We start from the raw sequence: 23,619 nt of genomic DNA, 5'->3' as shown, positions 1-23,619 counted from the left end.
CATACAATGAAAAATCTTATCTTATTATTTAGCTTTTTGGCTATTGTGTCCTGCAACGGACAAACCGATCTGGAATCTTTAAAATTTGATAAAAAAGTATCGGATAATATTACGAAGGGAGAAAAAGAAACAGAAGCCAATTACGGGTTATTATCATATAAACAGGCTGATATTAAAAACTATAAGCTGGGAACAGTATCATTTTCCGAATATACCGTACCCAAAGGATATGATTATTCCAACAACAACCTTGCGCTTTTTGTAAACTCTTATCAGAATAATCAATATCTGGGATTTATACTGAACCTTGCTAAAGAAGACGAAGGGAAAAAGCTGATTGATTATTTGACTAAAACCTATGGTAACCCGGAAAAAAGATCCACTGATAAAACAGGAATTGCTTATTTCTGGGATGCATCAGCTAAAAATAAATGGATATTTTTAACCCAAACTCAGGAACTGACACAGGACAATACAAAATATACCAATACCAAACTGATTGTAGTAAAGAAAGGAACCAGAGTGGAGAATTCTTCAGATGCCGGCACTTTCTCCATCTTAGACAGTTTTACCCTTGCTTATCCTAAAAAATAAAAAATGAAACCTTATTACGAAATAGATTTTAGTGCGGTAATGTGTTCATTTCAGATCAAAATTAATGATGTGGAATTAATTTCATTGAGTATTGAGGGACAAACCCGATCAGATTTTCCCATCAATCATCTTATTCTGGAAGGAGGTAAACAAACGATTGAAGTGAAAGGACTTCCCATGGACGGGCATCAGGAGTTACACGAAGATTCTTACATAAGATACAGAGTGAATCTCTATGATATGGCTTCCGGAGAATACGCTTTTGTAAAACAGTTTGATGAATATTTTACCAAAAAACCCGATAAAAACATACCTTTTATAGGACATGCAAGTACATTTGAAGCAGATGTACCTTATAAATTGGAGGCATGGCAAAACGGAATGAACCTTAAAGACGTTAAGTTCGACGTTAAAGAAAAACTAATCAGAAAGTATAACGAAATTATAAAGCTGATTAATGGCGGCAATTACAGTTCGTTCATAGCACAATATCAAAAAAGAGAAAATAATAACGCTTTAGCCATGTATCTTAGCAAAAGCCAGGCAGAAGGCAGGATGCAGAGTATCATTTCGGATATGCAGAATGGATACAAAGCACAGAGCCTTCCGGATGATATTCAGGTAGAATATTCAGCATATGGAAAGTTGGCCGCGTTAAAATGTACAGATATGATGTCTGCATTACGTCTGGAAAATCCGGAAAGTGAGGAGGAATTAGTTCTGCCCATAACATTTTATATCCCAGAGGGGAAGGATGAGTTTGAGATTATATAGCAATCTTTAATAGAAAGAAATACTGAAACAAAATTCAGATATTTCCACCAGATTTTAGAATAAAATAGATGGAAGTAAAAAAGGGAAAACCATACATTGCATATAGTATTTTAGGAATAATTGCTGCAGGCTTTATTTATTTTATTCTGTGGATTATTTTCAAAGATAGAATGCCGCTGCATGAATATGCTTCTGAAATTTCCAATAATTATGACAGCTATGCGGAAAAAGCCCTCGTTTTTTTTCCTTTACTTTTTTTTGTTTTCATCTTTATTGTTTTAATGAAGCCTACTGCTTCAAAACGTTTTTTACGCCTGCAATCCTCACTGCCAACCTCTAAGATCCATTCTGTAGCAAAAGGACTGGCAGAGATTGAAGGAACATTAATGGTGATGAATCCCTTATTTTCACCAGTAAATAATGAATCCTGCATCGGATATTATTATACCATTGAAGATATTGACAGAGATTCAGACGGTAAAGAAAGTTACAGAACCATTCACAGGGAAACGAAATGCAATGTCTTCCGGGTAAAAGATGACACAGGAATCATAGAAGTAGAACCGGAAGGAATAGAGCTGGTTTTATTGGAAGAAACCAATGTAAGCAGCCATGGCGGTAAAAGGTACAAAGAAACTCTTTTAAAAGATGGTCAGAAGATGCTTTTGGTGGGCTATGCCGATTCCAGAAACGGAATCCCTTTCATCAGAAAAGATGAACATTATAAAATCCTCGGGATTACTTCATCATCAGGAATTACGGTTTGGAATAAATATCAGCCATTGTTGAGATCATTTATGTTCACCTTTTCAGTTATCCTGTTAATAATTATTTATATACTTATACAATAATGAATCAGACTGTTGCAATTATATTACTTATCCTGCTTGGGGTAGTTATTATAAGTTTTTTGATCAATCTGTACAACAAGTTGATCATGCTCAAATTTAATGTTGATAAATCCTATGGAAATATTGATGTAGTGCTGAAACAACGCGCAGATGAGATTCCCAATCTTGTCACCGTTGCCAAACACTTTATGAACTATGAAGAAAAGCTTCTTTCCCGCCTTACAGAGCTCAGAACTTTTTACAATAACAGTACTGATGCCAATAAAAGAACCGAGATTGCCAATGAAACCTCAAAAGCGCTTTCCTCATTCTTTGCAGTTTCCGAAAACTATCCAGAGCTGAAATCTAATAATAATTTTCTTGAACTGCAGAAAAGAATTTCCGACCTGGAGAACAAAATAGCAGACAGAAGAGAATTTTTCAATGACAGTGTAAATCTTTATAATATCGGAATTCATGAATTTCCCAATGTGATACTGGCAAAAATATTGGCATATAAAGACAAAACACTACTGGAAATAACAGATTCTGAAAAACAATATAATGGAGTTCAGTTTTAATACTTTTTTCGGATTAGAAGACAAAATAGCTGCTTACCCGGAAGCAACCATTTTCGGAGCGATGTTAGTACCCATTTTGCTGCTTATTCCGATGGCAGTGATAGGATGGATCTTTAGAAAGCTGAAATTCAATATGTACATCATTCATGTATTGATGTATACTTTGCTTTTTACATTTATAGTAGGAACACTCACCATATTTATCCTTTTCTTTATTACCGATAAAAATGGAGTGAAGCTGACCTATTGCTGGCTTACGATACTTATGGGAATGTTTTTTTTCAGTTTAATCAATGCTAATACTATCACCAAAATGTTTAGTGATTGGTCTAAAATAATTAAGGAAAGACAAAATCAGTAATTTTAGAAAAATATAACATGATGAAAAAAGCAAGAGTGCTGGTATTGATTTTTGTAGTATTGATCAATATCTGTTGTGGAAATAAATCATTTGATCTGTCATCCGTTTCCTTAGGTGAAGATGCCAAGAAGTATGATTTTGAAAACAAAGACTTATTTCTGAAAGATGCTGCAAAAGCCGATATCATTCAATATTATGCTGATGAAAACAAAGGAGTAACCTATGGAAATATACCATTAGATCATACCATGGGTACAAGGATTACCGTATACAAAGGAAAAGTAGGAGCTCTGGACACCAATGCTGCCGAAAAATATTCTTTGGAATTTGTAGAAAAAATAGTAAAAAAGAATGGGAATCCTACCGCTTCTATTACTGATAAAGCAACAGTAGATGCTAAACTGGTAAAACCTATTTTTGAAAAGCTTAAAAAACTTTCTCCGGAAAAAGTGTCTTGGAATCAAAATGAGAAAAATTCCTTTACCTATCCTACTTCTTTCTTCTGGGATGACGGGAAAAACTATTCCATATTAAGTATCTCTATTGAAGATGATGGGAAAATAAGAAATAAATACATTTCTGTGACTAAAGATGCTTACCGTAATAATGCAGTTTTTGGATTGAAATATCCTACACCTCCTGCTTCTCCATGGTATAAATATATGAACTAAATACAGGGTTTGAAAACAGAAAGCAATAAATAAAAAAGCATCTGTGGATACTTGAATCAATTTTTTTCTGTTCTATTATTGATAACTGCATACTAACACTAACATTATGAAAAGATTGAAATATATAGTAATACCAATGGTCTGTTTGGCAATTGCTTCATGCGGCCATCAGAAAAATAAAGAGACTGAGTCTTTAGTTGAAACACAGGGAAGTACTCAGACAGAACCCTTCAATCTTGCTAAAGTTGCTGTAGGACAAAATATCAATGAAATCCTAAAATCTGCCGGAGCAACGGCTAAGGATGCTGTACGTACCACTGACGTTACGCTGATCGGAAATGAAAAGCTGGCTTTTTCATCAAAAGAATTATTACATTTTAACGGGATAGATTTAGAAGGAAAGAATAATAAAAATATCAATAAAGTCCTTTTGCATTTTGGAAAAGTAGATCAGGAAATAGGCCCGCTTGCTAACGAAAAAGAAGATGAGCTGGGAATGTATCAGCTTGATATCTATACAGAGCAGGAAAAAACAGCACTCCTGGATAATCTGAATAAAACACTTCAGAAACCTTGCTTTGATACCATCCGTGAAGGATTTGAATCTGAAGTTAAAGACAATGAGATCATTCAGACTCATAATAAATTCAGACAGGAAGTGGCCATCTGGAGAAACAGAGATATGCTCTATTACTATTGCGAAACCAAAATAGATAATAAACCGGACGAATACCGTTGCAATCTCTTCGTATTCAAAAATAAAGAATGGAAAGACCTTCTGAAAGGATCAGGCTATCCGGATTTGGATAAAATCTCCCTGAACTAAAGAATATAGCAAAGAAATTAGGACATTCGCTTAGTCAAATCACTTGGTTGATTCCTCTTTGCCCTCTAAAATAAAACATTAGAAAAATAAAATATCTGCTCAATCAGCAAAATCTGCAAGAGTTTAAAAAAATAAATGCCGGTCCAAAAAGAACCGGCATTTTTATATCAAATCAGTATTTGAATTATTTTACAAGAAACTGCATCGTCACCTGATCCAGCTTCAAAATATAAACTCCTTGACCAAGATTTCTTGTTTTAATAGAATTTCCATTTCTGAAAGGTTGGTCAATCGTCTGAAGAGTTTTCCCCTGAAGATTATAAATCTCAGCTTTTTTTACCTTCTGAAGATCTCCTTTTACAAAAATTTCCTGGTTGGTAATAGGGTTTGGAGAAATTTTAAAACTGTTAGAAGTTGTTTCAGTAGCTGTACTTTGAGCCATTCTTGCACTTGATCCGGAATAACATGTCCATGCAAGATCATCAATAGCCACTCTGTTACTTGCAGAACTATTAACCAGACTTACCACTACATTCCCGGAAACGTTGATATTGTTAATGGTCGTAGTTGTAGATGAAGTACTGTAAGGAATGGTTCCTACGGTAGTTCCGTTTACTTTTACATCAAAAGTACCATTTGTTCCTGAGAATTTAAGTTGTGTAGTCACTGTTAAAGATCCAATACCATTCGCAGAGCTTCCGGAAGTTAAAGAACCGTTTCTTACCGTAATCGCTTTATTGTTAATAGTTTGATCTGTTCTTGCATCCGTTGCTGTCCAGGAAATACCTCCGTTGCTCCATGTTCTGGTTGTATACGTAGAATTGGCTGCAGGGATTGTTTCAAAATTTTCATTGGCACAGTTCGTTCCTGGAGTAGTACCTCCTGAATTAGTAGTACCGGAAACCGTTGAACTATTCGATGAAGAATTTCCAGCTGCGTCCTTCGCTACCACGTAGAAACTGTAAGTTGTGGAAGGAGTAAGTCCTGAAATGGTTGTAGAAGTTGAACCCGTAGTAGTTTGCAGACTTCCGTTCATGTAAACATTATAAGCTGTTACGCCTACGTTATCGGTAGAAGCATTCCATGAAAGAGAAATGCTGCTTGAAGTTGTTCCTGAAACATTCAGACCTGTCGCCGCAGTAGGTGCCTGAGTGTCACCTGAAGGCTGCTGAGAACCCCAGATAAGGTTAACATAATTCGGGTTGTCTATGAAAGGGTTTCTATTCCCCTGGAAAGTATATGAAGCATTATTTCTTTTGATCTCAGCCTGAGAAACAGGATCCTGATTATGCCATGCCAGTAGAACATTCAGTTCCCAAGTCTGTAATCCCGGGAAAGTAGAACTTCCTAACATATTTCCTGATGAAAACGTTGAAAGCTTGCTTTGGTAACGTGTTACGAAATAAAAAATCATACGCGCCACATCTCCTTTAAATTCATCAATCGGCTCAAATACCGTTCCTGAATATCCTGAAGAAGCAGAAGTTCCAAGCTTTGATCCATTCAGTGAAGTAAAAGTAGCACTTCCTACCTTTCCAAAAGGATAGTTACTTCTCATCCCATTTACCTTACCGTCTGTAGCTCTGATAAAGTGAATATCCGCAACCATTGGTGAAGCCTGATTAAAAAGACTTTGAGGAACAATATGTTCTCTGTTATAACAATTTCCTTCAGTAGAATACGTTCCACACTGATCAGATCCTGGAGTATAGGTGTAAGGATCACTACCTGCAGGCTTTTCAGAATAAATATCAAGGATAGTCCCGTCATTTTCGTAGTCTTTATCAATATCAGTGGTTTTGTACGCTGTCCAAAGTCCACTGTAACCTCTATCCATATGTCCGTTGGTGATAATACTGCTTAATTCCGTTTTCAGTGCTGCGCCACTCAGTCCATTGGCAGAATTGTAGTATCCTGCAGGAGCCTGAGCGTGGGCTAGTCCTGCAAATACAGAAAATAAAATGATTTTTTTCATAATTAATATTTAATATAAAGTTTCAGCAAGAATACCACAATTTTTGTGAATAAAAAATTACAAAATTGTTAATTTTGAATGCACTGTATGCTATACATAATGAGTAATGAGTAATGAGTAATGCTGTGATCAAATATCGGTATATGTTTTTAATTCAATAGGAATGGGCTTTAGCCCATTCATCATATAAATTAAAATCCATAGGGCTTCAGCCAAAACTTAAAACTTATTACTCAGTTCATTAAAATCCCAAAAAGCCTAATCTGAGAACGCCCATATTATTGGAGAAAACAGCCAACATAAAAAAAGCCGGTACAAAATACCGGCTATATAATGGATGACTTAAATCTTATTTTCTTTGTGGTGGATAATTTTTCATAATCTCAGCCATAATCTCAGGAATCTGTCTCTGTTTTGCTTTTGGAGAATCTACAGAAATTCCGCTTCCGATACCCTGCCAAACCAATTTGTTGCTTCTTGCATCAATAAGATCAACAATCAGAGCGCCTTCGTTATAGTTCGTTGTCCATGTTCTGTTCATGCCAACACCCCATCCGAATGGTCCGCCCCATCCCCACATTCCGTAAGGAGAAGAAGAATTGATGTCAGTGATTTTTTTATGATTTGCTTTTACGTTGATAATCAGATCAGGGTTTTCTCCGGACTGAAGTCCTTTGCTCTGAAGCTGTCTCGACAGTTCATTCAGCACTCTGTCTTTATCAATATCATTCAGTTTCAGATCATCAATTCTTATTTTATACGTTTTATAAGAATTGAAATTGGCGGTTTCAGCATAATCTGAACGTACCTGAAATGGGCTACAAGAAGTTAAGCCTAAAGTAGCAGATGCCAACAAAATAAAAATATATTTTTTCATTTTATTTATTTTTTTTTATCACTTTTAATGAATGTATCAGTCTTTTTATCGTACCCGTAAGGACAGTGTCTGCAGCCGCTTTTACAGCAATATCCTCTTTTCAGATGGAATTTTTCTGTAAAAACCTTGTACCCCTGTTCATTATAGTAGAAGTCTTCACCTTCTTTGATGTCATAATGGGCCATAAGTTAAATGCTAGTCAAAAAACTTTTTATATTTGTTACTATGATAATTGTATGCCAAAAGCCCTTAAAAAAATTAAAAATTAATGGCATTGCTCTCTTTCCCTTTATCTTCATTAGGAAACCCGAAGATAAGGAAAATAATGTATTGATCAATCACGAAAAAATCCATTTACGGCAACAACTGGAAATGCTCATTATTTTCTTCTACATTTTCTATGTTATTGAATATTATTACTGGTTTTTCAAACTCAAAGACGGCTACCTTGCTTACAGAAGAATTTCCTTTGAAAGAGAAGCCTACACTAATGAAAATAACCTGAATTACCTTAAAAAAAGAAAATTCTGGAACTTCAGAAAATACCTTTGAAATTATAAATTATGAATGATGAGTTGCGTGTTTTCGGGATTCGAGTTTCGTGTTTTGAGGTTTGAGTTTTGGGAACTTGGTTTTGGAATTTATATTTTATACTTTAATTTCAATATTCTCTGTAGTCAACATTTAATATTCAGTAGGAGTGGGCTTTAGCCCGCTTATCAAATAAATCAATATTCATTCGGTTTTAACCAAAGCTTACAACTAAATAATCCGCATCACAAAAAATCAAAAAAAAACGTCTGTGAAAATCCGTGTTATCTGTGGGAGAAAAGAAAACCCTCACAACAATAAATCTTTTCCTAATTTTGCAAAGAATAAACCTTGAGTCGTAAAACTGAAATGTTATTAAAACTTCCCACAGAACCTGTTTCCATCCAGGAAATTCCAATTCATAAAAAAGTAAGGCTTTTCATTAAAAGGGAAGATCAGATTCATCCGTTAATTTCAGGAAACAAATACTGGAAACTCTTTCACAATGTAAATCACTATCTGGAAAAGAATCCTGATAATCCTTATATCATCACTTTTGGCGGCGCTTTTTCCAACCACATTGCCGCAGTTTCAGCTGCAGGAAGTCTGGCGGGGATTTCAACATTGGGCATTATCAGAGGAGAAGAGCTTGCGAATAAATGGCGGGATAACCCCACTTTACTTTTTGCGAAAAGAAATGGAATGAACCTGAAATTTGTCACCCGCGAAGAATACCGACACAAAGAAAAACTCACGGAATTCCTTCAGCAGGAGTTTCCTGAAGCATTAATAGTTCCTGAGGGAGGTACTAATGAAGAGGCTGTAGAAGGGGTGAAAATGATGCTCAACGAACAAACAAAAGATTTTGACTATCTTTGCACCGCAGTTGGAACCGGAGGTACCATTGCAGGAATTTCAAAATTTTGTGAAGAGAATCAGAAAGTTATAGGATTTAAGGCCGTTAACGATGCTTCACTGGAAAATAAAATTTTTGAATTAACTTTGAGACATAATTTTAATCTAATAGATTCATGTTTTGGAGGTTATGGTAAAATAAGTGATGGAAACGTCCGTTTTATCAATGATTTCAAGGAGAGGTACGGTATTCCTTTGGAGCCGATTTATACAGGGAAAATGATGGAGAAGGTTTTTGAATTGATAGAAGAAGAATATTTTCCTGAAAACAGTAAGATTTTATGCTTTCACACTGGTGGATTACAGGGAATTGAAGGAGCGAATCTGCTGTTAGAAAAACAGAATAGAAATTTAATTATATAAGTAAAATTGAAAAACATGAAAAGACTTTTTCTATCCATAAGCCTTTTAGTTTTATCAAAATTTTCAGCCCAGGCTTGGGCCACCGAAGATCAGTATATTCAAAAGTTTGCTAAATATGCCGTAGAAGAAATGGAAAAATATAAAATTCCTGCTTCTATTACCCTTGCCCAGGGATTGCTGGAAACCGGGGGCGGGCAGAGCAGACTGGCACAGGAAGGTAAAAACCACTTCGGTATAAAATGTAAAGAAGACTGGACCGGTAGAACAATGAAACATACCGATGATGCACCTAACGAATGCTTCCGCGTGTACGACGATCCAAGACAGTCTTATGAAGACCATTCTATATTTTTATCCACAAGAAAATATTACGCCAACCTTTTCAAATTGGATATGAAAGATTACAGAGCGTGGGCAACCGGTTTAAAAAAAGCAGGTTATGCTACCAATCCACGTTATGCTTCTATTCTTATTACCAAAATTGAAAAGTATAAGCTATACGAATACGACAATACCAATTCTAATGAAGTATTGTATGCTGTTCTTAAAATGTATCCGGATCTGAAAGATGACAGAACTTTCATGGCACAACTGGAACCTTCAAAAGCAACCAGAAAAGTGAAAGAGCCGGTAACGGTAGAAGTTCCTTACAAACAGACTTCTTATGCACAACAGCAAAAAAGAGTAGAAAGAATCAAAACGAAAGCTGAAATTCTTAATTCTATTCTGATCAAAAGTCACCCGAATGACGGGCTGAAGTATATTATCATTCCTGAAGACACGGATGTGAAATTCATTGCCAACAAATTCAAAGTAAGCGAAAGCAGACTGATGAAGTGGAATGAACTGGAAAATGAGTCTTTAAAGAAAAATGATATTGTTTTCCTTGAATCAAAAAATTCTACAGGAAATACCGCAACCTATAAAGCGGTGTCCGGAGAAGATATGCATGATATCGCACAAAAATTCGGAATCAAGTTAAATAAATTATATGCTAAAAACAGAATGGATGAAGGACAGCAGCCTTCAGCAGGACAGCTGATTTATTTAATAGACAAAAAACCACGAAACTAATTTAATTTTTTGTTGAGAGTCTACCGTTGACAGCTAAATGCCAACCCGCAACTGTCAACAGCAACTAAGTATATATGAAATATCAAAGAAGTTCGGCTTTATTTGATGAAGCCTACAAATACATTCCGGGAGGTGTAAACTCTCCGGTAAGAGCATTCAAATCCGTAGGAGGAGTGCCCGTTTTCATGAAATCGGCAAAAGGTGCTTACCTTACCGATGCAGATGACAATACTTACATCGATTATATCAACTCATGGGGCCCAGCCATTTTAGGACATACCCATCCTGAAGTATTGGAAGAACTGAAAATACAGGCAGAGAAAGGATTCTCTTTCGGAGCTCCTACAGAACTGGAAACAGAAATTGCAAAATTCATCATTGAAAATGTCCCGAATATTGACCAGATCAGAATGGTTTCTTCAGGAACAGAAGCATGTATGAGTGCAATCAGACTGGCAAGAGGATATACGGGAAGAGATAAAATTGTAAAATTTGAAGGCTGTTATCACGGGCATTCAGATTCATTTCTGATCAAAGCGGGAAGTGGTGCCGCAACATTCGGAAATCCAAATTCTCCGGGAGTAACAGAGGGTACGGCCAAGGATACTTTGCTAGCCCGTTATAATGATTTCGAACAGGTGGAGGATTTATTCCGTCACAATCATGGAGAAATTGCAGCGGTAATTATAGAACCGGTTGCGGGGAATATGGGCTGTGTATTGCCAGAAAATGATTTCTTACAGAATCTGAGAAAAATCTGTGATGAAAACGGAGCTTTATTAATCTTTGATGAGGTAATGACCGGTTTCAGATTAGCTTTTGGGGGAGCGCAGGAGCTTTTCAACGTAAAAGCAGATCTGGTGACTTACGGAAAAGTAATCGGTGGAGGGCTTCCGGTAGGAGCTTTCGCTGGTAGAAATGAAATCATGGATCATCTTGCACCAAAAGGCGGTGTTTACCAGGCGGGAACATTAAGTGGAAACCCTTTAGCCATGAGAGCCGGATTAAAAACCCTTCAACTTATTAAAAATGATTCTGAATTTTTCAACAGACTGGAAAAAACAACGGAAACATTGGATTTTGAAATCGGAAAAATTCTGAATGAAAAAGGAATCGCTCACAGAATCAACAGAAAAGGTTCTATGATGTCGGTATTCTTCCATATCAATAGTGTTTCCAACTTTGATGAAGCGCAGGAAGCAAACCATCCATTGTTCAATAATTTCTTCCATCAAATGTTACAGAATGGAGTATACCTTCCGCCAAGCGGCTACGAAACATATTTCATCAGTGATGCCATCAAGGATAGAGAAATTGATATGACACTGGAAGCAGTAAGAAAATTTGAATATTCAAATAAATAAAAATACATGAAGCCGGATTTTTTAAATCCGGTTTTTTTATGGAAAAGAAAATGGATTTGACGAGTTTGGATTGAAAAAAATCAACGCAATCTCTGTCACTCCTTAGGAGTCTCAACAGTGTAAAAACAGCATAATCTGGATTCCTGCGGAATGAAAAGCGTTGTGAATATTTTTATATTAAATATACTTGATACAGATAGTTTAGCCAGTCTATTTGTCATTCAGTAGGAGTCTCAGCAACGTAAAAACAGCATAATTGGGATTTCTACGGAATGACAAGCGTTGTGGATATTTTCTTTATTGTAGTATAGAAAAGATAATTTAAGGAAATGATAAAGTATTCTCCCAAATAATTACCACAAAGCATAAATCATACAGATTTTGTAATAAACCATACACTTGGTTCAGAGCACTTCTTTTTAATTTTGCCTTAAATAGATTGGAAATGAAGACCTCAGACAATAATATCTCCCGTAAAGATTTTATCCGAAACTCAGCGTTGGCTGTAGCGGGACTCACTTTAATCCCCAATATCATGACTGCATCACCTTTCGAAGAGAAAAATATTTCAGTAAAAGGAAAAATGAGCCTGAAAAATGTTCGTCTGGAAACAGGTTTTGATTACCAGGATGGAGAAGTGTCTTCTACCAAAACAGATCTTTTTTATGTAGAAGTTGAAAACGGAAAAATCACAAAGATTTCACCCAACCAACCGAATGCTAAAGCGGTAGATGCAAAAGGTCTATTGATGCTTCCCGCATTTAAAGATATGCACATTCACCTTGATAAAACCTTCTATGGAGATCAATGGCAGGCCGTGAGAAAAAGAACCGGAGGCGTAAAGGGAATGATAGAACTGGAGCAGAAAATGCTTCCGGAGATGCTGAAGAATTCAACCTTCAAAGCGGAGAAACTGATTGAGTTATTACAATCTAAAGGAACTTCCTATGCCAGAAGTCACGTGAATATTGAACCTACTTCCAAACTTCAGTCATTAAAAAATCTGCAGAAAGCGTTAGAAAATAAAAAGAAAGGCTTTGGAGCTGAGCTGGTAGCCTTCCCACAGCATGGTGTTTTTTATACGGATTCCGTACCTTATCTGAAAGAAGCAGCGAAGATGGACATCGATTTTATCGGTGGAGTAGATCCGTTCAACATCGATGGAGATATTGAAAAAGTGGTGGATTTCACGGTACAGCTTGCTTTAGACAATAAAAAAGGAATAGATATTCACCTGCATGAAACCGGAGATTCCGGATTGAAAACGGTAGAATATCTGATTGAAAAAGTGAATGAAAACCCAGCACTTAAGGGAAAAACTTATTTAAGCCACTGTTTTGTTCTTGGAAAATTAGAAGCGGCGAAACAGGAAGAAATTGCCAAGAAATTAGGTGATGCACAGATCGGAATTGTCTCTACAATCCCTTTCGGCAGACTGATTATGCCTATTCCAACGCTTTACAAACATAACGTGACTATCCTTACCGGGAATGACAGCATTGTAGACCACTGGAATACTTTCGGAACGGGAAGTGTGCTTCAGAAAGCCAATTTAATGGCACAATTGTATGGATATTCAACAGAGTTTTTATTGTCAAGAAGTTTAAAACTGGCAACAGGAAATATTCTTCCGTTGGATGATAAAGGTGTTCAACAATGGCCCAAATCCGGAGATAAAGCAGACTTTGTCCTGATAAATGCAAGCTGTTCTGCAGAAGCAGTCTCAAGAATTTCAGATGTGGAGTCTTTAGTGCATGATGGAAACGTTGTTTTTTAATTTAAAATAAAAAAGGATTAAATAAATTAATATATAATCTAGTTGTGTTTTTTCGACCACAAATGGTATGAAAGCTTTACGAGGGAAGCCTTGAAAATTTGTTGTAATTTTTAGAGACAGTCACTGAATGAAGATGGAAACTGAAGATAGAGTGATGCAGATAAAGCTTTTGTTCCTTTTGTGGTTGTTTTAGTTTTTTCTCTCATAAATTTTAGTAATTTTAGGAGAAAATCAGGCAGAGTGGCTTACCATACAGATCATTTTCCTATTTTGGGAATTCAGGAATTTAGTGAAAATCAGCTGAAAGGCTGTAATCTGCTGTTCAATGAACTTTCCGGAGCACGCTCCATTGATGATCCGCACAAACATGATTTTTTTATCATCAATCTTTTTGAGCATGGAGTAGGCTCGCATACCATAGACTTTACAGAATATCAGGTAAAAGATTATCAGATTCATCTTGTTTTTCCGGATCAGGTACATCAGTGGGTGATTGAAAAAGAAACTATTGGATATCAGCTGATGATCAGCAGGGATTGGTTTGAAAGTTTTCTGCCGTCATTAAGATTTTCTGCCTCATATTACCAGAATCATCCGGTGATCAATCTTTCCAAAGAAGTTTTTGAAACTTTTCTATATGAATTCCAGGCTATTCAGAAAGAACTGAACGGAGAAAAAGTATTTTGGGAATTGATTCAGAAAAGAAGTGAACTGATCGGTTTGCTGGTAAGTAAATCAGTGGAAGGCGCTTTCAAAGATTTTGAAGTTTATAACTCCAATCCTATTATTTCAAAATTCCTGCATCTTATTGATGAGCATTTCAAAACAGAAAGATCCGTTTCCTTTTATGCAGATAAACTGAATATCTCTGCCAATTATCTCAATATTGTCTGTAAGAAAAATCTCAACTCTTCGGCATCATCTCTTATTCAGGACCGTATTTTACTGGAAGCCAAAAGACTGTTGAAAGTTTCCGAAATGTCTGTGAAAGACATTGTATATGATCTCGGGTTCTATGATCATGCCAGCTTTTCCAAATTCTTTAAAGCCCAAACAGGAATGACACCTTCCCAGTTTAAAGAATAATCTGTACAAAACAAGACATAATTGATACACCGGTTTTACCTTCAACACGGGTTAATTTTGTATTGTTAAATTTTAAATCATGCAATTTCCCTATCAATTAACTGCAAAAGGAAGCTATTCCCTTAAAAATGTCCGCCTGGAAACTGGCTTTGAATACGAAAATGAAGAGGTTATCGGAACAAAAACAGACCTTTTCAGTATTGAAATTGAAGACGGAAAAATAAAAACAGTAAAAGCCAATGATCCTGCTTCCAAAGCGATAGATGCCAAAGGATATCTGATGCTTCCCGCTTTCAGAGATATGCACATCCATTTGGATAAAACATTATACGGACTTCCATGGCAGGCTCTTTCTCCGAAAAGAAGAACCGTGAAGGATATGATTGCCTATGAACAGGAAATCATTCCTGAATTGCTGAAAACTTCTGTAAGCAGAGCAGAACAGCTGATCAGCCTGCAACAGCATTACGGAACCCATTTTGCGAGAACTCATTTTAATATTGATCCTACCTCTGGATTGAAATCTCTGGAACATCTTGAACAGGCTCTTGAAAATAAAAAAGATTCTTTCAAAGCCGAACTGGTTGCTTTTCCCCAACATGGAGTGTATTATACAGAATCGGCTCCACTGATGAAAGAGGCAGCACAGTTGAAAAGTGTAGCATTCATTGGTGGATTGGATCCGTTGAGTATTGACGGAAGTATAGAGAAAGTAATGGACTTTACGGTTCAGCTGGCTTTGGATCACAATAAAGGAATTGATATTCATCTGCATGAAGCAGGAGAGTCCGGAATGAAAACGATCAATTATCTGATTGATAAAGCGATGGAAAACCCTGCGCTGCAGGGAAAAACGTTTGTAAGCCATGCATTTGCTTTAGCCCATCTTTCACCCAAAGAAACAGAGCAGATTGCAGAAAGACTGGCTGCCGGAAAAGTAGGAATTGCTTCTTCGGTACCTTTCAAAGGAAAAATAATGCCCATTCCAACGCTGAAAAAATATGGGGTTAATGTATTAATCGGAAATGATAATGTACAGGATTACTGGAGTACTTTCGGATCCGGAAATATGTTGCAGAAAGCGAATCTTATTGCAGAACTGTATGGTTATGCTACGGAATATGCCTTATCAAGAGCTTTGCAGTTTGCGACTCAAAGCACTCTTCCTCTGGATGAAAAAGGAAATCAGCAATGGCCTAAGGCTGGTGATGAAGCAGCAGTTGTTCTGACGGATGCTTCATGTTCTGCAGAGGCTGTTTCCAGAATGTCTGAAATAAAAGCCCTGATGAATGACGGGAATTTATTCTGGAGAAATTAATGTGAAGTATATATATTTTTATACACTTGTTTTTTGTAACTGCCATCGGAAGCTTTTCTGGTGGCTTTTTTTGAATGGGGTGCGGGTTTGGGGTTTTTGGGATGTGAGGTGTAGGATTCGAGGTTTTGAGATTCGTGATTCGGGTTTTCGAGATCCGGGTTTTTGTTTTTCCGGGTTAGAGATTCAGATTGTGAATTTCGAGATTGTTTATATTCAATAGGAACGGGCTTTAGCCCGTTTGAATGGAAAAAAATATTCCTCAGGCTTTAGCCAAAACTTATGAAAGAACATCTGTGTTCAACCCAAAAAATTACTGTTCATATTCCCTTTTTCTATTTTTACAATATGAACACCTCTTAATATTAATTTCGTGAAACCAACATCATACCGGATAATAACGATAAAAAAAGCCCTCGGAAAATATTTCCGAAGACCTTTTATTTGAAATTAAATCTAGGTAATTATATGATGATATGTTATAAGTTGAAGTTAGTCCATCCTGCATACCAAGTATCAGTGGCATCTTTTACAGCACCTCTGTAAGTAACCTGTGTAAACCAAGTCGCTAATTTAGGGTTTGTAAATGCTCCACCTGTTAATAATGGAGAACCTGCACTAGGAGTAAAGTTTGGTGTAGTTCCTGCAGGAGCCCATGCACCAGCAAGTTTTACATCAACTGTAGAAGCAAGGATTGTATTTCCTTTAGCATTAAACCAAGTCGTAAGATCATTTAATGTATATGTTGTAGGAGTAGATGTGGATGGTCCGAATTTTAAAGGAGTTGTATTTCCTGCTAAAACGTTGTTTTCAAAGAATAATTTGTTACCTACGATGTTGTTATCCGTTGGAGATCCTTTAGTAGCATCAATGAATAAACCAACCGGGAATCCTGTAAATACAGAGTTGAATACAGAGATAGAAGAGTTTCTTCTGATCTGTAATGCATTCTGGAATAAAGCATTGATTGTTCCAGGAGCTGCAGAGTTGATTGGCCCGATAATCGTCATGTTAGAGAACGTAGCTGAAGTTTGAGGCGTTAAAGTAGAACCGTTAGCATCATTATCAGATTCAAATGCGTTAGAACCAGAAACGTCGGCTACCTGAGAATCTCTCACTGCGATACCAAACTGTACATTTCCTGAGAAACCGTTATCAGTATCGAAATCGTCATCAAGTCCTTTGTAAGAAATAAGGTGAGAACAATTTACTGTTCCTCCGAACCATTCAAAACTGTCATCGTTAGCATAAGCAACTTCTACGTAGTCTACTTTAGTTCCGTTACCTACACCACCGAATGTAAGTCCGTTGATCTCTTTATCTGGTAAGAATGCATATCCTGCATATTCTATTCTTACATATTTTAATACACCACTGTTGTCAGCAGCGTTATTTCCTCCATAAAGTCCAAGACCTTCAGAGTTATTAATACCTCCTTCAATTTCTCCAACTCCGTTTGTTCCTCCGAAAGATGCATTAGTAGGAGCATTTCCTAAAATTACTACACCTGCCCAGTCTCCTCTTTTAGGACTTGCTTTCTCAGAAGTGAAGATAATAGGGTTAGCAGCAGTTCCTTCTGCCATGATTTTGCTTCCTCTTGTAATAATTAAAGCTCCGTTTTTATCAGCTTCACCTACAATCTTTGTACCTGGCTCGATAGTTAAAGTAGCTCCGTTAGTTACATATACTAGTCCTCTTAGCTTATAGATTTTATTTGCTTTAAGCGTAGTATTGGAAGTGATTTTTCCTGAAAGAATAAGGTTTTCAGTATCTCCGTTTCCGTTACCTCCATTTTGAATAATGGTAGGTCCATCTTCTTCTATATTTCTACATGCGGTAGTTGATACTAGAGCGCCAAGCATTAAAGAATATAAAACGAACTTTTTCATGTTATAAAGAATTAAATTATTTATTAGATTATTTGTTGAGTGAATTAAAAATTGTATCCCAGTGTTAAACTGATATTGGTTCCTGTAAGTCTTTCAATAGCAAGAGCATCTTTGCTGTCATACTTACCATTGTCGTTCAGGTCATGGTAGAATTTAGCACGACGGTTCAGGATATCTGAAACATTCAGCTTGATCTCTCCCTTGTTGCTCCATAGTTTTTTAGCAAGCTGGAAATCCAGAAGAGGTCGAGGTGCTTCCCAGATTGGTGGAACCTGATCGTTTCCTACGTAAAGGATTCTTCTTCCGATCATGTTGAATAATAATGTTGAAGACCATCCTGATTTTTCAGTGTCATACTGAAGACTTAGGTTTACAGTATATGGAGATTGTCCCTGCATTGGTCTGTCAATATTAGTAGCTTCGTCTGTTACTCTGTTTTTGATTAATGCTACGTTTCCACCCAGGGTAAAGTTTTTAAGAGCACTTACAAAATCCAGTTTTTTTCTGGCTTCAACTTCCAACCCATAAGCATCAGCTTTATCTACGTTAAGGTAGTTGAAAGTGTTACTCGTTCCTACTCCTGATTGGTTGAAGTATAATTCGATCGGTTTTTTGAAGTTTTTATAGAAACCTGCCACGGATATAATTTCTCCGTTTCTTGGGTAGAATTCCCAACGAAGGTCGGCACTCGTGATTTTAGTTCTTTCGATAGATTTGTTACCGATTACAGTTGCTCCAAGGTCAAAATCATAATATGCCAAAGGAGAAACCTCTCTGAATTCCGGTCTTACCACTGTTTGTGAACCTGCAAGACGGATATTCATTTTAGGATTTACTTTGAATGTTAAGTTAACAGCAGGTAAGAAGTCTGTAACACGTGTATTTACAAAACGGTCATCGCTTTTTTTCGTGCTTCCTACCAATTGATCAAAGTTCTCCACTCTTAATCCCCAAACCGCTCTTAACCATGGTGTGAAGTTATTGTCAAACTGTAAATATCCTGCGTTAAGGATGGTGTTGGCAATATATCTGTACTGATTTCCAGCAATTTCATCAAATGTAAACCCTCCGTTAGTTCCGAAATTACCAGGATTGAAGATGGTTTCGAAAGGCTGAGAAAGTAATCCCTGATTGAAGTTTTCAAGTCTTACAGAGAATGGTCTTGAGTTGTATATTCTGTCTTTTACCTGGAATAAATACCCTCCTTTGATCGTTTGTTTTTGTCCAAACATCGTAAACGTCTTGGATACGTCACCTCCTGCATTATATAGATAGTCGCTTAGTGTAGAGTAGAATACACTTCCTGATTTTTGAGAAAGACCATTAGAAATCAATGCTAAATAAGGACTTCCCGGCATATTCGTATATTGGTTATACTGTAAACGCTGTAGCAAAGGAATATACTGATCAAGGATTCCGAAACTTCCGTACCAGTTTACGGTTAATCCACCAAGAACATCAATTTTATGATTACCGGAAAGGGTAGAGTTATAGAACGTTGTTTCTTTAAATCCAATTTCCCTTGCTATGATATTTGTTCCGTTAATCGGATCAAATTCAAAGTCCTTTCCTGTTCTGAAGGACATGTGGTTCACTGTATTGTTGGTAATGATATTCTTTAGGGAAATTTTATTGTTGTTGTTCAGCTTTAAAGAAAGGTTCAACATCCCTCCTAAAATAATATCATTGCTGTATTTTTCTGTAAAATAATCAAAGTTGGTATCAGCAAGTTGGTTGTTGATGGTAAAGAAACGGTTGGTAGACTCAGTTCTTCTTTTGTTATTGCTATAGTTTAAAACAGCAATTACTCCTAAATCTTTTCCGAATAATTTTGTGTTAAAACCTCCGTCAAGTTGTAAACTTAAGTTTTCAGGATAACCGATACTGTTATATCCAAGATTCTTTGTGTATCCTTTACCAATCTCTGTTTTCTGTCCTTCAGTCAGAATACTGAAAGCATTTTTTGCAGGCATATTGGTAGGAAGTTTTCTGTAACCGTCATCAATTCCTAAAAAGTCCCACTTTCCTCCTTTCTGCATATGGAACTCCTGTCCCATAGTAGCGGTATTTCCACCTACACCTACCTGTACATTGAAGAAGTTTTTATTAGGAATATCTTTAGTATTTACCTGAATCAATGCACCTCCCCATTCACCTGTATATTCAGGAATGAACGTTTTGTTAATGACAAGGGTTTCGATAACGTTAGCAGGGAAAAGGTCAAAAGAGAACGTCTTTCTGTCAGGTTCCGTACTGGATAACTGAATACCATTCAGCATCGCCTGGTTATAACGGTCTGATAACCCTCTTACTACAATATATTTTCCGTCAAATAAACTCACCCCGGAAACTCTTTTCAGAACTTCACCCGTGTTTCTGTCCGGACTTCTTTTGATGGCTTCAACACCAATAACCTGAGAAACTACACCTGCGTTTTTTTGTAAACCGATGGTAGAGGCTATGGTTTCTTTTCTTGCGTTTGATTTTATGACAACTCCCTCAATTTCTTTTTCTTTGGTAGATGGCTTATCCAGAACGATATCAAGATGAGTGTTACCTTCATTCTTTATAATAACTTCACTGATCTCTTTTCTGTTATACCCGTTGGAACTTACCGTTACAATGTAATTGGCACCGGGAGAAAGGTTGATAGAGTAGTATCCGGAAATGTCAGTAGTTACTTCCTGACCATTTACTTTTACTTTTACCCCTTCTATAGGAGTATTGTCTTTCTCGTCCAATACCCTACCTTCCAAAATCTGACTTTGTGCAAAAGCATAGCCAGCAGAAAACAAGGCAAGTAGCATGATGCTCTTGTGGAGTTGTTTTTTCATTATTACTTCTTTTACTTCTTTTTCAAGGGCAAAATAAAGGCTAAGTTTTTAAGAAAACTTTAGGAGAATCTTAATTAATTATGAAGTTTGTATTAACAGGAGCGTGGATTTTATATTTATCGATGTTTAATTTATATAATTATAATTTTTGTTTTAATGTTAAATATTATTCCTTATATTTGATTTGTGTATAATTGTTTGTTAATTTTTTTATTGATTTTATAATTGATGTTCAAAATGTTATTTTTTAATAATTAGTTAACATTTGGCAGATAGATGAAATCAATTGAAATAATTAATTTTGTGGGAATTCTTAAACTAGAAGATGAGCAAAAAAATTCTTTTAATAGACGATGAACTGGACATTTTAGAGATTCTGTCTTACAATTTGGAAAAGGAAGGGTATGATATCTATACAGCTACCAATGGTAACGAAGGTATAGAAAAAGCGAAGGAAATTGTTCCGGATCTTATCTTATTAGATGTCATGATGCCTGAAAAAGATGGTATAGAAACCTGTCAGGAACTTCGTAAAGTGAAAGAACTGCAAAAAACACTTATTGTGTTCCTTTCTGCAAGAAGCGAAGAGTTTTCTCAGCTAGCAGGTTTTCAGGCGGGAGCCAATGATTACATCGTAAAACTGATCAAACCGAAAATCCTTATCTCTAAAGTAAACGCATTATTACAGCTTACCTCTCAGGTGTCTGACAATGCTAAACTTATTGAAATCGGAGATCTTGTTATTGATAAAGATAACTTCAGAGTTTCCAAAAGCGGACAGCAATTTCTTCTTCCCAAAAAAGAATTTGATTTGCTTTACCTTTTGGCTTCCAATACTGAAAAGGTTTTCAAAAGAGAAGAGATTCTGGAAAAGGTTTGGGGTAATGATGTGATTGTAGGTGAAAGAACCATTGATGTTCACATCAGAAGACTGAGAGAAAAACTGGGAATCAATACGATTCAGACATTAAAAGGGATTGGGTATAAACTGATCGTTTAATTATTTAAAAATCTTAACTTTACGTTCAATCATTAAAATGTTGTAAAATTGAAATTTTACAGACTTACCCTCGTTGCCTCCTGTCTGCTGACACTGGTAATGCTCCTTTTAGGTGTCGTATTCGATTCGCTGAAAGATATCTATTATGAGACCCCTTTGTTCAAAACGGGTCTTTTCATCTGTATTATCCTGATCTTCCTGATCAACTGTGTAGTACTGGAACTCCTTTTCAATTACTACAGCAGAAAACAGGTTAAAGGTCTTTCCGGATTTCTGCCGCAGGAAATAGTGCAGAATCATGACGAAAATATCACCATTAAAGAACTAGGTGAAAGATTCTCAGATCTCAATCAACAACAGGTATCAGAAATTGATATGATGAAAGAGATGGAAAGTTACCGTAAAGAATACATCGGAAATGTTTCCCATGAACTGAAGACTCCTTTATTTTCTATTCAGGGATATGTAGAAACCTTAAGAGACGGTGGAGTAGATAACCTTACCATCCGTGATAAATATCTTGAAAGAATTGATAAATCGGTAGAAAGACTGATCGCTATTGTAACAGATCTTGATATGATTAACAGGCTGGAAGCTGGTGAAATCAATCTTACCGTTTCAAAATTTGATGTTAATCTTCTCATCAAGGAAATCTTCGACCTTCTTGATCTTGAAGCTGAAAAAAGAAATACAACATTACAGATTCAAACCCTTCATCCGCAGATTTTTGTGGAAGCAGATAAACAGAAAATTTCTCAGGTTTTCATTAATCTGATTTCCAATGCCATTCATTATGCCAACAGACAGGAAGCAAAAGTGATTGTAAAAACCAGTGTACTGAAAAATAAGGTACTGATAGAGGTGATAGACAACGGAATGGGAATCAAATCTGAAATTCTTCCAAGAATCTTCGAAAGATTCTATCGTGTGGAAACCAGCAGAAGCCGAAGAGAAGGCGGATCAGGACTTGGTCTGGCCATTGTAAAACACATCCTTGAAGCACACAATGAAAACATTACCGTGGAAAGTGTTTACCTTGAAGGGACGAAGTTCAGTTTTATGCTCGAAAAAAGTAAATAATTCCGGCAAAATGTAAGAAAAAAAAATATTTTAAAAAATCCTGAAATATTTTTTTGTCACATGTCATTTATTATATATTTGCAACAGAGATTTATCATAATTATAAAGGCAAAAAAGTAATTTAAGAAACTGATATGGTTTACAAAATCCGCGTAATATTAGATGCGAAAGAGGATATTTTCCGTGATATCGAAGTTAAGGGAAAACAAACGTTATGGAACTTACATTTAGGAATTAAAAGTGCATTCAGTCTGCAAGGAGACGAGCTTTCTACTTTTAATCTGTTAGAAGATGACGGAACAATCGTAAAAAGTGTCCCATTGGAAGATATGAGTGATGATGGTGACGGCGAAATTATGTCAGATGTTTACATTGATGAGGCTTTTGAAAATGTAGGTGACAAAGCACAGTTCCAGTATGGACTTCTTGATCTTTGGGAATTCTTCTGTGAGCTTATTGAAGTGATCGAAGAAACAAAAGGTGTGAACTATCCAATCACAGTATACAGATTTGGAAATGTTCCATTAAAGGCTCCTAGCAAAAACGGAAGTGCAGGAGGTGGCAAAAAGAAATCAGCAATGCCGTTGGTAGATGATGAGTTTGGTTTTGAGGATGATTTCGGAGCTGGAGGAAACTTTTCAGATGAAGATGATGACAACTTTGATGATGATGAAGAAGAAGACTACAATGACGATGTCTTTGATGAGGAAGATGACAATGATGATGAAAGATAGTCAATAAAAATATATGAGCCCTGGGTTGTAACCCGGGGTTTTTTATGTCGAAAAAAAATCTGATCAGTCTTCCATATCTCTTCAATAAATAATCTCTCGCAAATTTACCCTTTTTATATTTTTACCTTCTTTACAATTTTGTTCTTTTGCCTCTTCTCTCCAAAAACA

At 36.3% G+C, this 23,619-nt stretch carries 22 protein-coding genes; 17 read left to right on the top strand and 5 right to left on the bottom strand.

Features of this window, described 5'->3' with window-relative positions; translation table 11 throughout:
* The first annotated feature begins 6 nt into the window (after positions 1-6).
* From NK356_RS12495 to NK356_RS12465, 7 genes are all read left to right on the top strand, one after another.
* Complete coding sequence (locus tag NK356_RS12495; RefSeq protein ID WP_253317119.1) at positions 7-594, top strand: hypothetical protein; 588 nt, start codon at positions 7-9, stop codon at positions 592-594.
* Positions 595-597: 3 nt separating this feature from the next.
* Positions 598-1,368: a hypothetical protein gene (locus NK356_RS12490; RefSeq protein WP_034695083.1), complete on the top strand. Its 771-nt coding sequence runs from the start codon at positions 598-600 to the stop codon at positions 1,366-1,368.
* Positions 1,369-1,436: 68 nt separating this feature from the next.
* Positions 1,437-2,219 carry a hypothetical protein gene (locus tag NK356_RS12485; protein WP_034695085.1) on the top strand — a complete coding sequence of 261 codons (783 nt, stop codon included), beginning with the start codon at positions 1,437-1,439 and terminating at the stop codon, positions 2,217-2,219.
* 86 nt (positions 2,220-2,305) lie between these two features.
* Complete coding sequence (locus NK356_RS12480; RefSeq protein ID WP_253317118.1) at positions 2,306-2,779, top strand: LemA family protein; 474 nt, start codon at positions 2,306-2,308, stop codon at positions 2,777-2,779.
* Positions 2,763-3,140: a hypothetical protein gene (locus tag NK356_RS12475; RefSeq protein WP_034695089.1), complete on the top strand. Its 378-nt coding sequence runs from the start codon at positions 2,763-2,765 to the stop codon at positions 3,138-3,140. Before NK356_RS12480 ends, NK356_RS12475 begins: the two co-directional genes overlap by 17 nt.
* A gap of 17 nt (positions 3,141-3,157) precedes the next feature.
* A complete protein-coding gene (locus NK356_RS12470; protein WP_034695091.1) occupies positions 3,158-3,811 on the top strand; it encodes a hypothetical protein in 654 nt (217 codons plus the stop codon).
* A 106-nt stretch (positions 3,812-3,917) separates the two neighbouring features.
* A complete protein-coding gene (locus tag NK356_RS12465) occupies positions 3,918-4,637 on the top strand; it encodes a hypothetical protein (RefSeq protein WP_253317117.1) in 720 nt (239 codons plus the stop codon).
* A 184-nt stretch (positions 4,638-4,821) separates the two neighbouring features.
* Here the strand turns inward: NK356_RS12465 and NK356_RS12460 are convergent, their stop codons facing one another.
* From NK356_RS12460 to NK356_RS12450, 3 genes are all read right to left on the bottom strand, one after another.
* Entirely contained in the window at positions 4,822-6,612 is a 1,791-nt protein-coding gene (locus tag NK356_RS12460; protein WP_051934300.1) for an endonuclease, read from the bottom strand.
* Positions 6,613-6,961: 349 nt separating this feature from the next.
* Entirely contained in the window at positions 6,962-7,489 is a 528-nt protein-coding gene (locus tag NK356_RS12455) for a DUF4136 domain-containing protein (protein WP_034695094.1), read from the bottom strand.
* A 5-nt stretch (positions 7,490-7,494) separates the two neighbouring features.
* Positions 7,495-7,674 (bottom strand): DUF5522 domain-containing protein, encoded by a 180-nt coding sequence (locus NK356_RS12450; protein ID WP_034695095.1) that lies wholly within the window; start codon positions 7,672-7,674, stop codon positions 7,495-7,497.
* Between the two features lie 40 nt (positions 7,675-7,714).
* On the opposite strand from NK356_RS12450, the gene NK356_RS12445 reads away from it, so the two are divergent.
* From NK356_RS12445 to NK356_RS12415, 7 genes are all read left to right on the top strand, one after another.
* The gene (locus tag NK356_RS12445; protein ID WP_034695097.1) at positions 7,715-8,041 is read left to right on the top strand and encodes a hypothetical protein; all 327 of its coding nucleotides are present in this window, start codon (positions 7,715-7,717) and stop codon (positions 8,039-8,041) included.
* Positions 8,042-8,389: 348 nt separating this feature from the next.
* Positions 8,390-9,298 (top strand): 1-aminocyclopropane-1-carboxylate deaminase/D-cysteine desulfhydrase, encoded by a 909-nt coding sequence (locus NK356_RS12440; protein ID WP_253317116.1) that lies wholly within the window; start codon positions 8,390-8,392, stop codon positions 9,296-9,298.
* Positions 9,299-9,313: 15 nt separating this feature from the next.
* The gene (locus NK356_RS12435; RefSeq protein WP_253317115.1) at positions 9,314-10,372 is read left to right on the top strand and encodes a glucosaminidase domain-containing protein; all 1,059 of its coding nucleotides are present in this window, start codon (positions 9,314-9,316) and stop codon (positions 10,370-10,372) included.
* 74 nt (positions 10,373-10,446) lie between these two features.
* Positions 10,447-11,736, top strand: coding sequence for a glutamate-1-semialdehyde 2,1-aminomutase (hemL, locus tag NK356_RS12430; protein ID WP_253317114.1), 1,290 nt, complete (start codon positions 10,447-10,449; stop codon positions 11,734-11,736).
* A gap of 445 nt (positions 11,737-12,181) precedes the next feature.
* Complete coding sequence (locus NK356_RS12425; protein ID WP_253317113.1) at positions 12,182-13,513, top strand: amidohydrolase; 1,332 nt, start codon at positions 12,182-12,184, stop codon at positions 13,511-13,513.
* Between the two features lie 240 nt (positions 13,514-13,753).
* Positions 13,754-14,599 carry a helix-turn-helix domain-containing protein gene (locus tag NK356_RS12420; RefSeq protein WP_253317112.1) on the top strand — a complete coding sequence of 282 codons (846 nt, stop codon included), beginning with the start codon at positions 13,754-13,756 and terminating at the stop codon, positions 14,597-14,599.
* 79 nt (positions 14,600-14,678) lie between these two features.
* The gene (locus NK356_RS12415; protein ID WP_253317111.1) at positions 14,679-15,917 is read left to right on the top strand and encodes an amidohydrolase; all 1,239 of its coding nucleotides are present in this window, start codon (positions 14,679-14,681) and stop codon (positions 15,915-15,917) included.
* Positions 15,918-16,393: 476 nt separating this feature from the next.
* Here the strand turns inward: NK356_RS12415 and NK356_RS12410 are convergent, their stop codons facing one another.
* Both NK356_RS12410 and NK356_RS12405 read right to left on the bottom strand, forming a co-directional pair.
* Positions 16,394-17,803 carry a hypothetical protein gene (locus NK356_RS12410; RefSeq protein ID WP_034695116.1) on the bottom strand — a complete coding sequence of 470 codons (1,410 nt, stop codon included), beginning with the start codon at positions 17,801-17,803 and terminating at the stop codon, positions 16,394-16,396.
* 44 nt (positions 17,804-17,847) lie between these two features.
* The gene (locus NK356_RS12405; protein ID WP_253317110.1) at positions 17,848-20,637 is read right to left on the bottom strand and encodes a TonB-dependent receptor; all 2,790 of its coding nucleotides are present in this window, start codon (positions 20,635-20,637) and stop codon (positions 17,848-17,850) included.
* Between the two features lie 325 nt (positions 20,638-20,962).
* Here NK356_RS12405 and NK356_RS12400 point away from each other — a divergent pair, with 325 nt between their 5' ends.
* From NK356_RS12400 to NK356_RS12390, 3 genes are all read left to right on the top strand, one after another.
* Positions 20,963-21,637 carry a response regulator gene (locus NK356_RS12400; protein WP_002977493.1) on the top strand — a complete coding sequence of 225 codons (675 nt, stop codon included), beginning with the start codon at positions 20,963-20,965 and terminating at the stop codon, positions 21,635-21,637.
* Positions 21,638-21,685: 48 nt separating this feature from the next.
* Positions 21,686-22,717 (top strand): cell wall metabolism sensor histidine kinase WalK, encoded by a 1,032-nt coding sequence (locus tag NK356_RS12395; RefSeq protein ID WP_034695119.1) that lies wholly within the window; start codon positions 21,686-21,688, stop codon positions 22,715-22,717.
* 134 nt (positions 22,718-22,851) lie between these two features.
* Positions 22,852-23,451, top strand: a complete 600-nt coding sequence (locus NK356_RS12390; RefSeq protein WP_034695121.1) for a hypothetical protein — start codon at positions 22,852-22,854, stop codon at positions 23,449-23,451.
* Positions 23,452-23,619: the final 168 nt, after the last annotated feature.

This window comes from Chryseobacterium sp. S0630, from assembly GCF_024158915.1.
GTDB lineage: Bacteria > Bacteroidota > Bacteroidia > Flavobacteriales > Weeksellaceae > Chryseobacterium.
Note: the sequence above shows the minus strand (reverse complement) of the source record. Positions and strands in the feature narration are given on the sequence as shown.

Bases quoted from the DNA above. Each gene is read 5' to 3' on its own strand.
- NK356_RS12405 (WP_253317110.1), bottom strand. From the start codon at position 20,637: ATGAAAAAACAACTCCACAAGAGCATCATGCTACTTGCCTTGTTTTCT.
- NK356_RS12465 (WP_253317117.1), top strand. From the start codon at position 3,918: ATGAAAAGATTGAAATATATAGTAATACCAATGGTCTGTTTGGCAATT.
- NK356_RS12410 (WP_034695116.1), bottom strand. From the start codon at position 17,803: ATGAAAAAGTTCGTTTTATATTCTTTAATGCTTGGCGCTCTAGTATCA.
- NK356_RS12390 (WP_034695121.1), top strand. From the start codon at position 22,852: ATGGTTTACAAAATCCGCGTAATATTAGATGCGAAAGAGGATATTTTC.
- NK356_RS12460 (WP_051934300.1), bottom strand. From the start codon at position 6,612: ATGAAAAAAATCATTTTATTTTCTGTATTTGCAGGACTAGCCCACGCT.
- NK356_RS12450 (WP_034695095.1), bottom strand. From the start codon at position 7,674: ATGGCCCATTATGACATCAAAGAAGGTGAAGACTTCTACTATAATGAA.
- NK356_RS12480 (WP_253317118.1), top strand. From the start codon at position 2,306: ATGCTCAAATTTAATGTTGATAAATCCTATGGAAATATTGATGTAGTG.
- NK356_RS12415 (WP_253317111.1), top strand. From the start codon at position 14,679: ATGCAATTTCCCTATCAATTAACTGCAAAAGGAAGCTATTCCCTTAAA.
- NK356_RS12470 (WP_034695091.1), top strand. From the start codon at position 3,158: ATGATGAAAAAAGCAAGAGTGCTGGTATTGATTTTTGTAGTATTGATC.
- NK356_RS12435 (WP_253317115.1), top strand. From the start codon at position 9,314: ATGAAAAGACTTTTTCTATCCATAAGCCTTTTAGTTTTATCAAAATTT.
- NK356_RS12445 (WP_034695097.1), top strand. From the start codon at position 7,715: ATGATAATTGTATGCCAAAAGCCCTTAAAAAAATTAAAAATTAATGGC.
- NK356_RS12440 (WP_253317116.1), top strand. From the start codon at position 8,390: ATGTTATTAAAACTTCCCACAGAACCTGTTTCCATCCAGGAAATTCCA.
- hemL (WP_253317114.1), top strand. From the start codon at position 10,447: ATGAAATATCAAAGAAGTTCGGCTTTATTTGATGAAGCCTACAAATAC.
- NK356_RS12425 (WP_253317113.1), top strand. From the start codon at position 12,182: ATGAAGACCTCAGACAATAATATCTCCCGTAAAGATTTTATCCGAAAC.
- NK356_RS12495 (WP_253317119.1), top strand. From the start codon at position 7: ATGAAAAATCTTATCTTATTATTTAGCTTTTTGGCTATTGTGTCCTGC.
- NK356_RS12400 (WP_002977493.1), top strand. From the start codon at position 20,963: ATGAGCAAAAAAATTCTTTTAATAGACGATGAACTGGACATTTTAGAG.
- NK356_RS12485 (WP_034695085.1), top strand. From the start codon at position 1,437: ATGGAAGTAAAAAAGGGAAAACCATACATTGCATATAGTATTTTAGGA.
- NK356_RS12475 (WP_034695089.1), top strand. From the start codon at position 2,763: ATGGAGTTCAGTTTTAATACTTTTTTCGGATTAGAAGACAAAATAGCT.
- NK356_RS12455 (WP_034695094.1), bottom strand. From the start codon at position 7,489: ATGAAAAAATATATTTTTATTTTGTTGGCATCTGCTACTTTAGGCTTA.
- NK356_RS12490 (WP_034695083.1), top strand. From the start codon at position 598: ATGAAACCTTATTACGAAATAGATTTTAGTGCGGTAATGTGTTCATTT.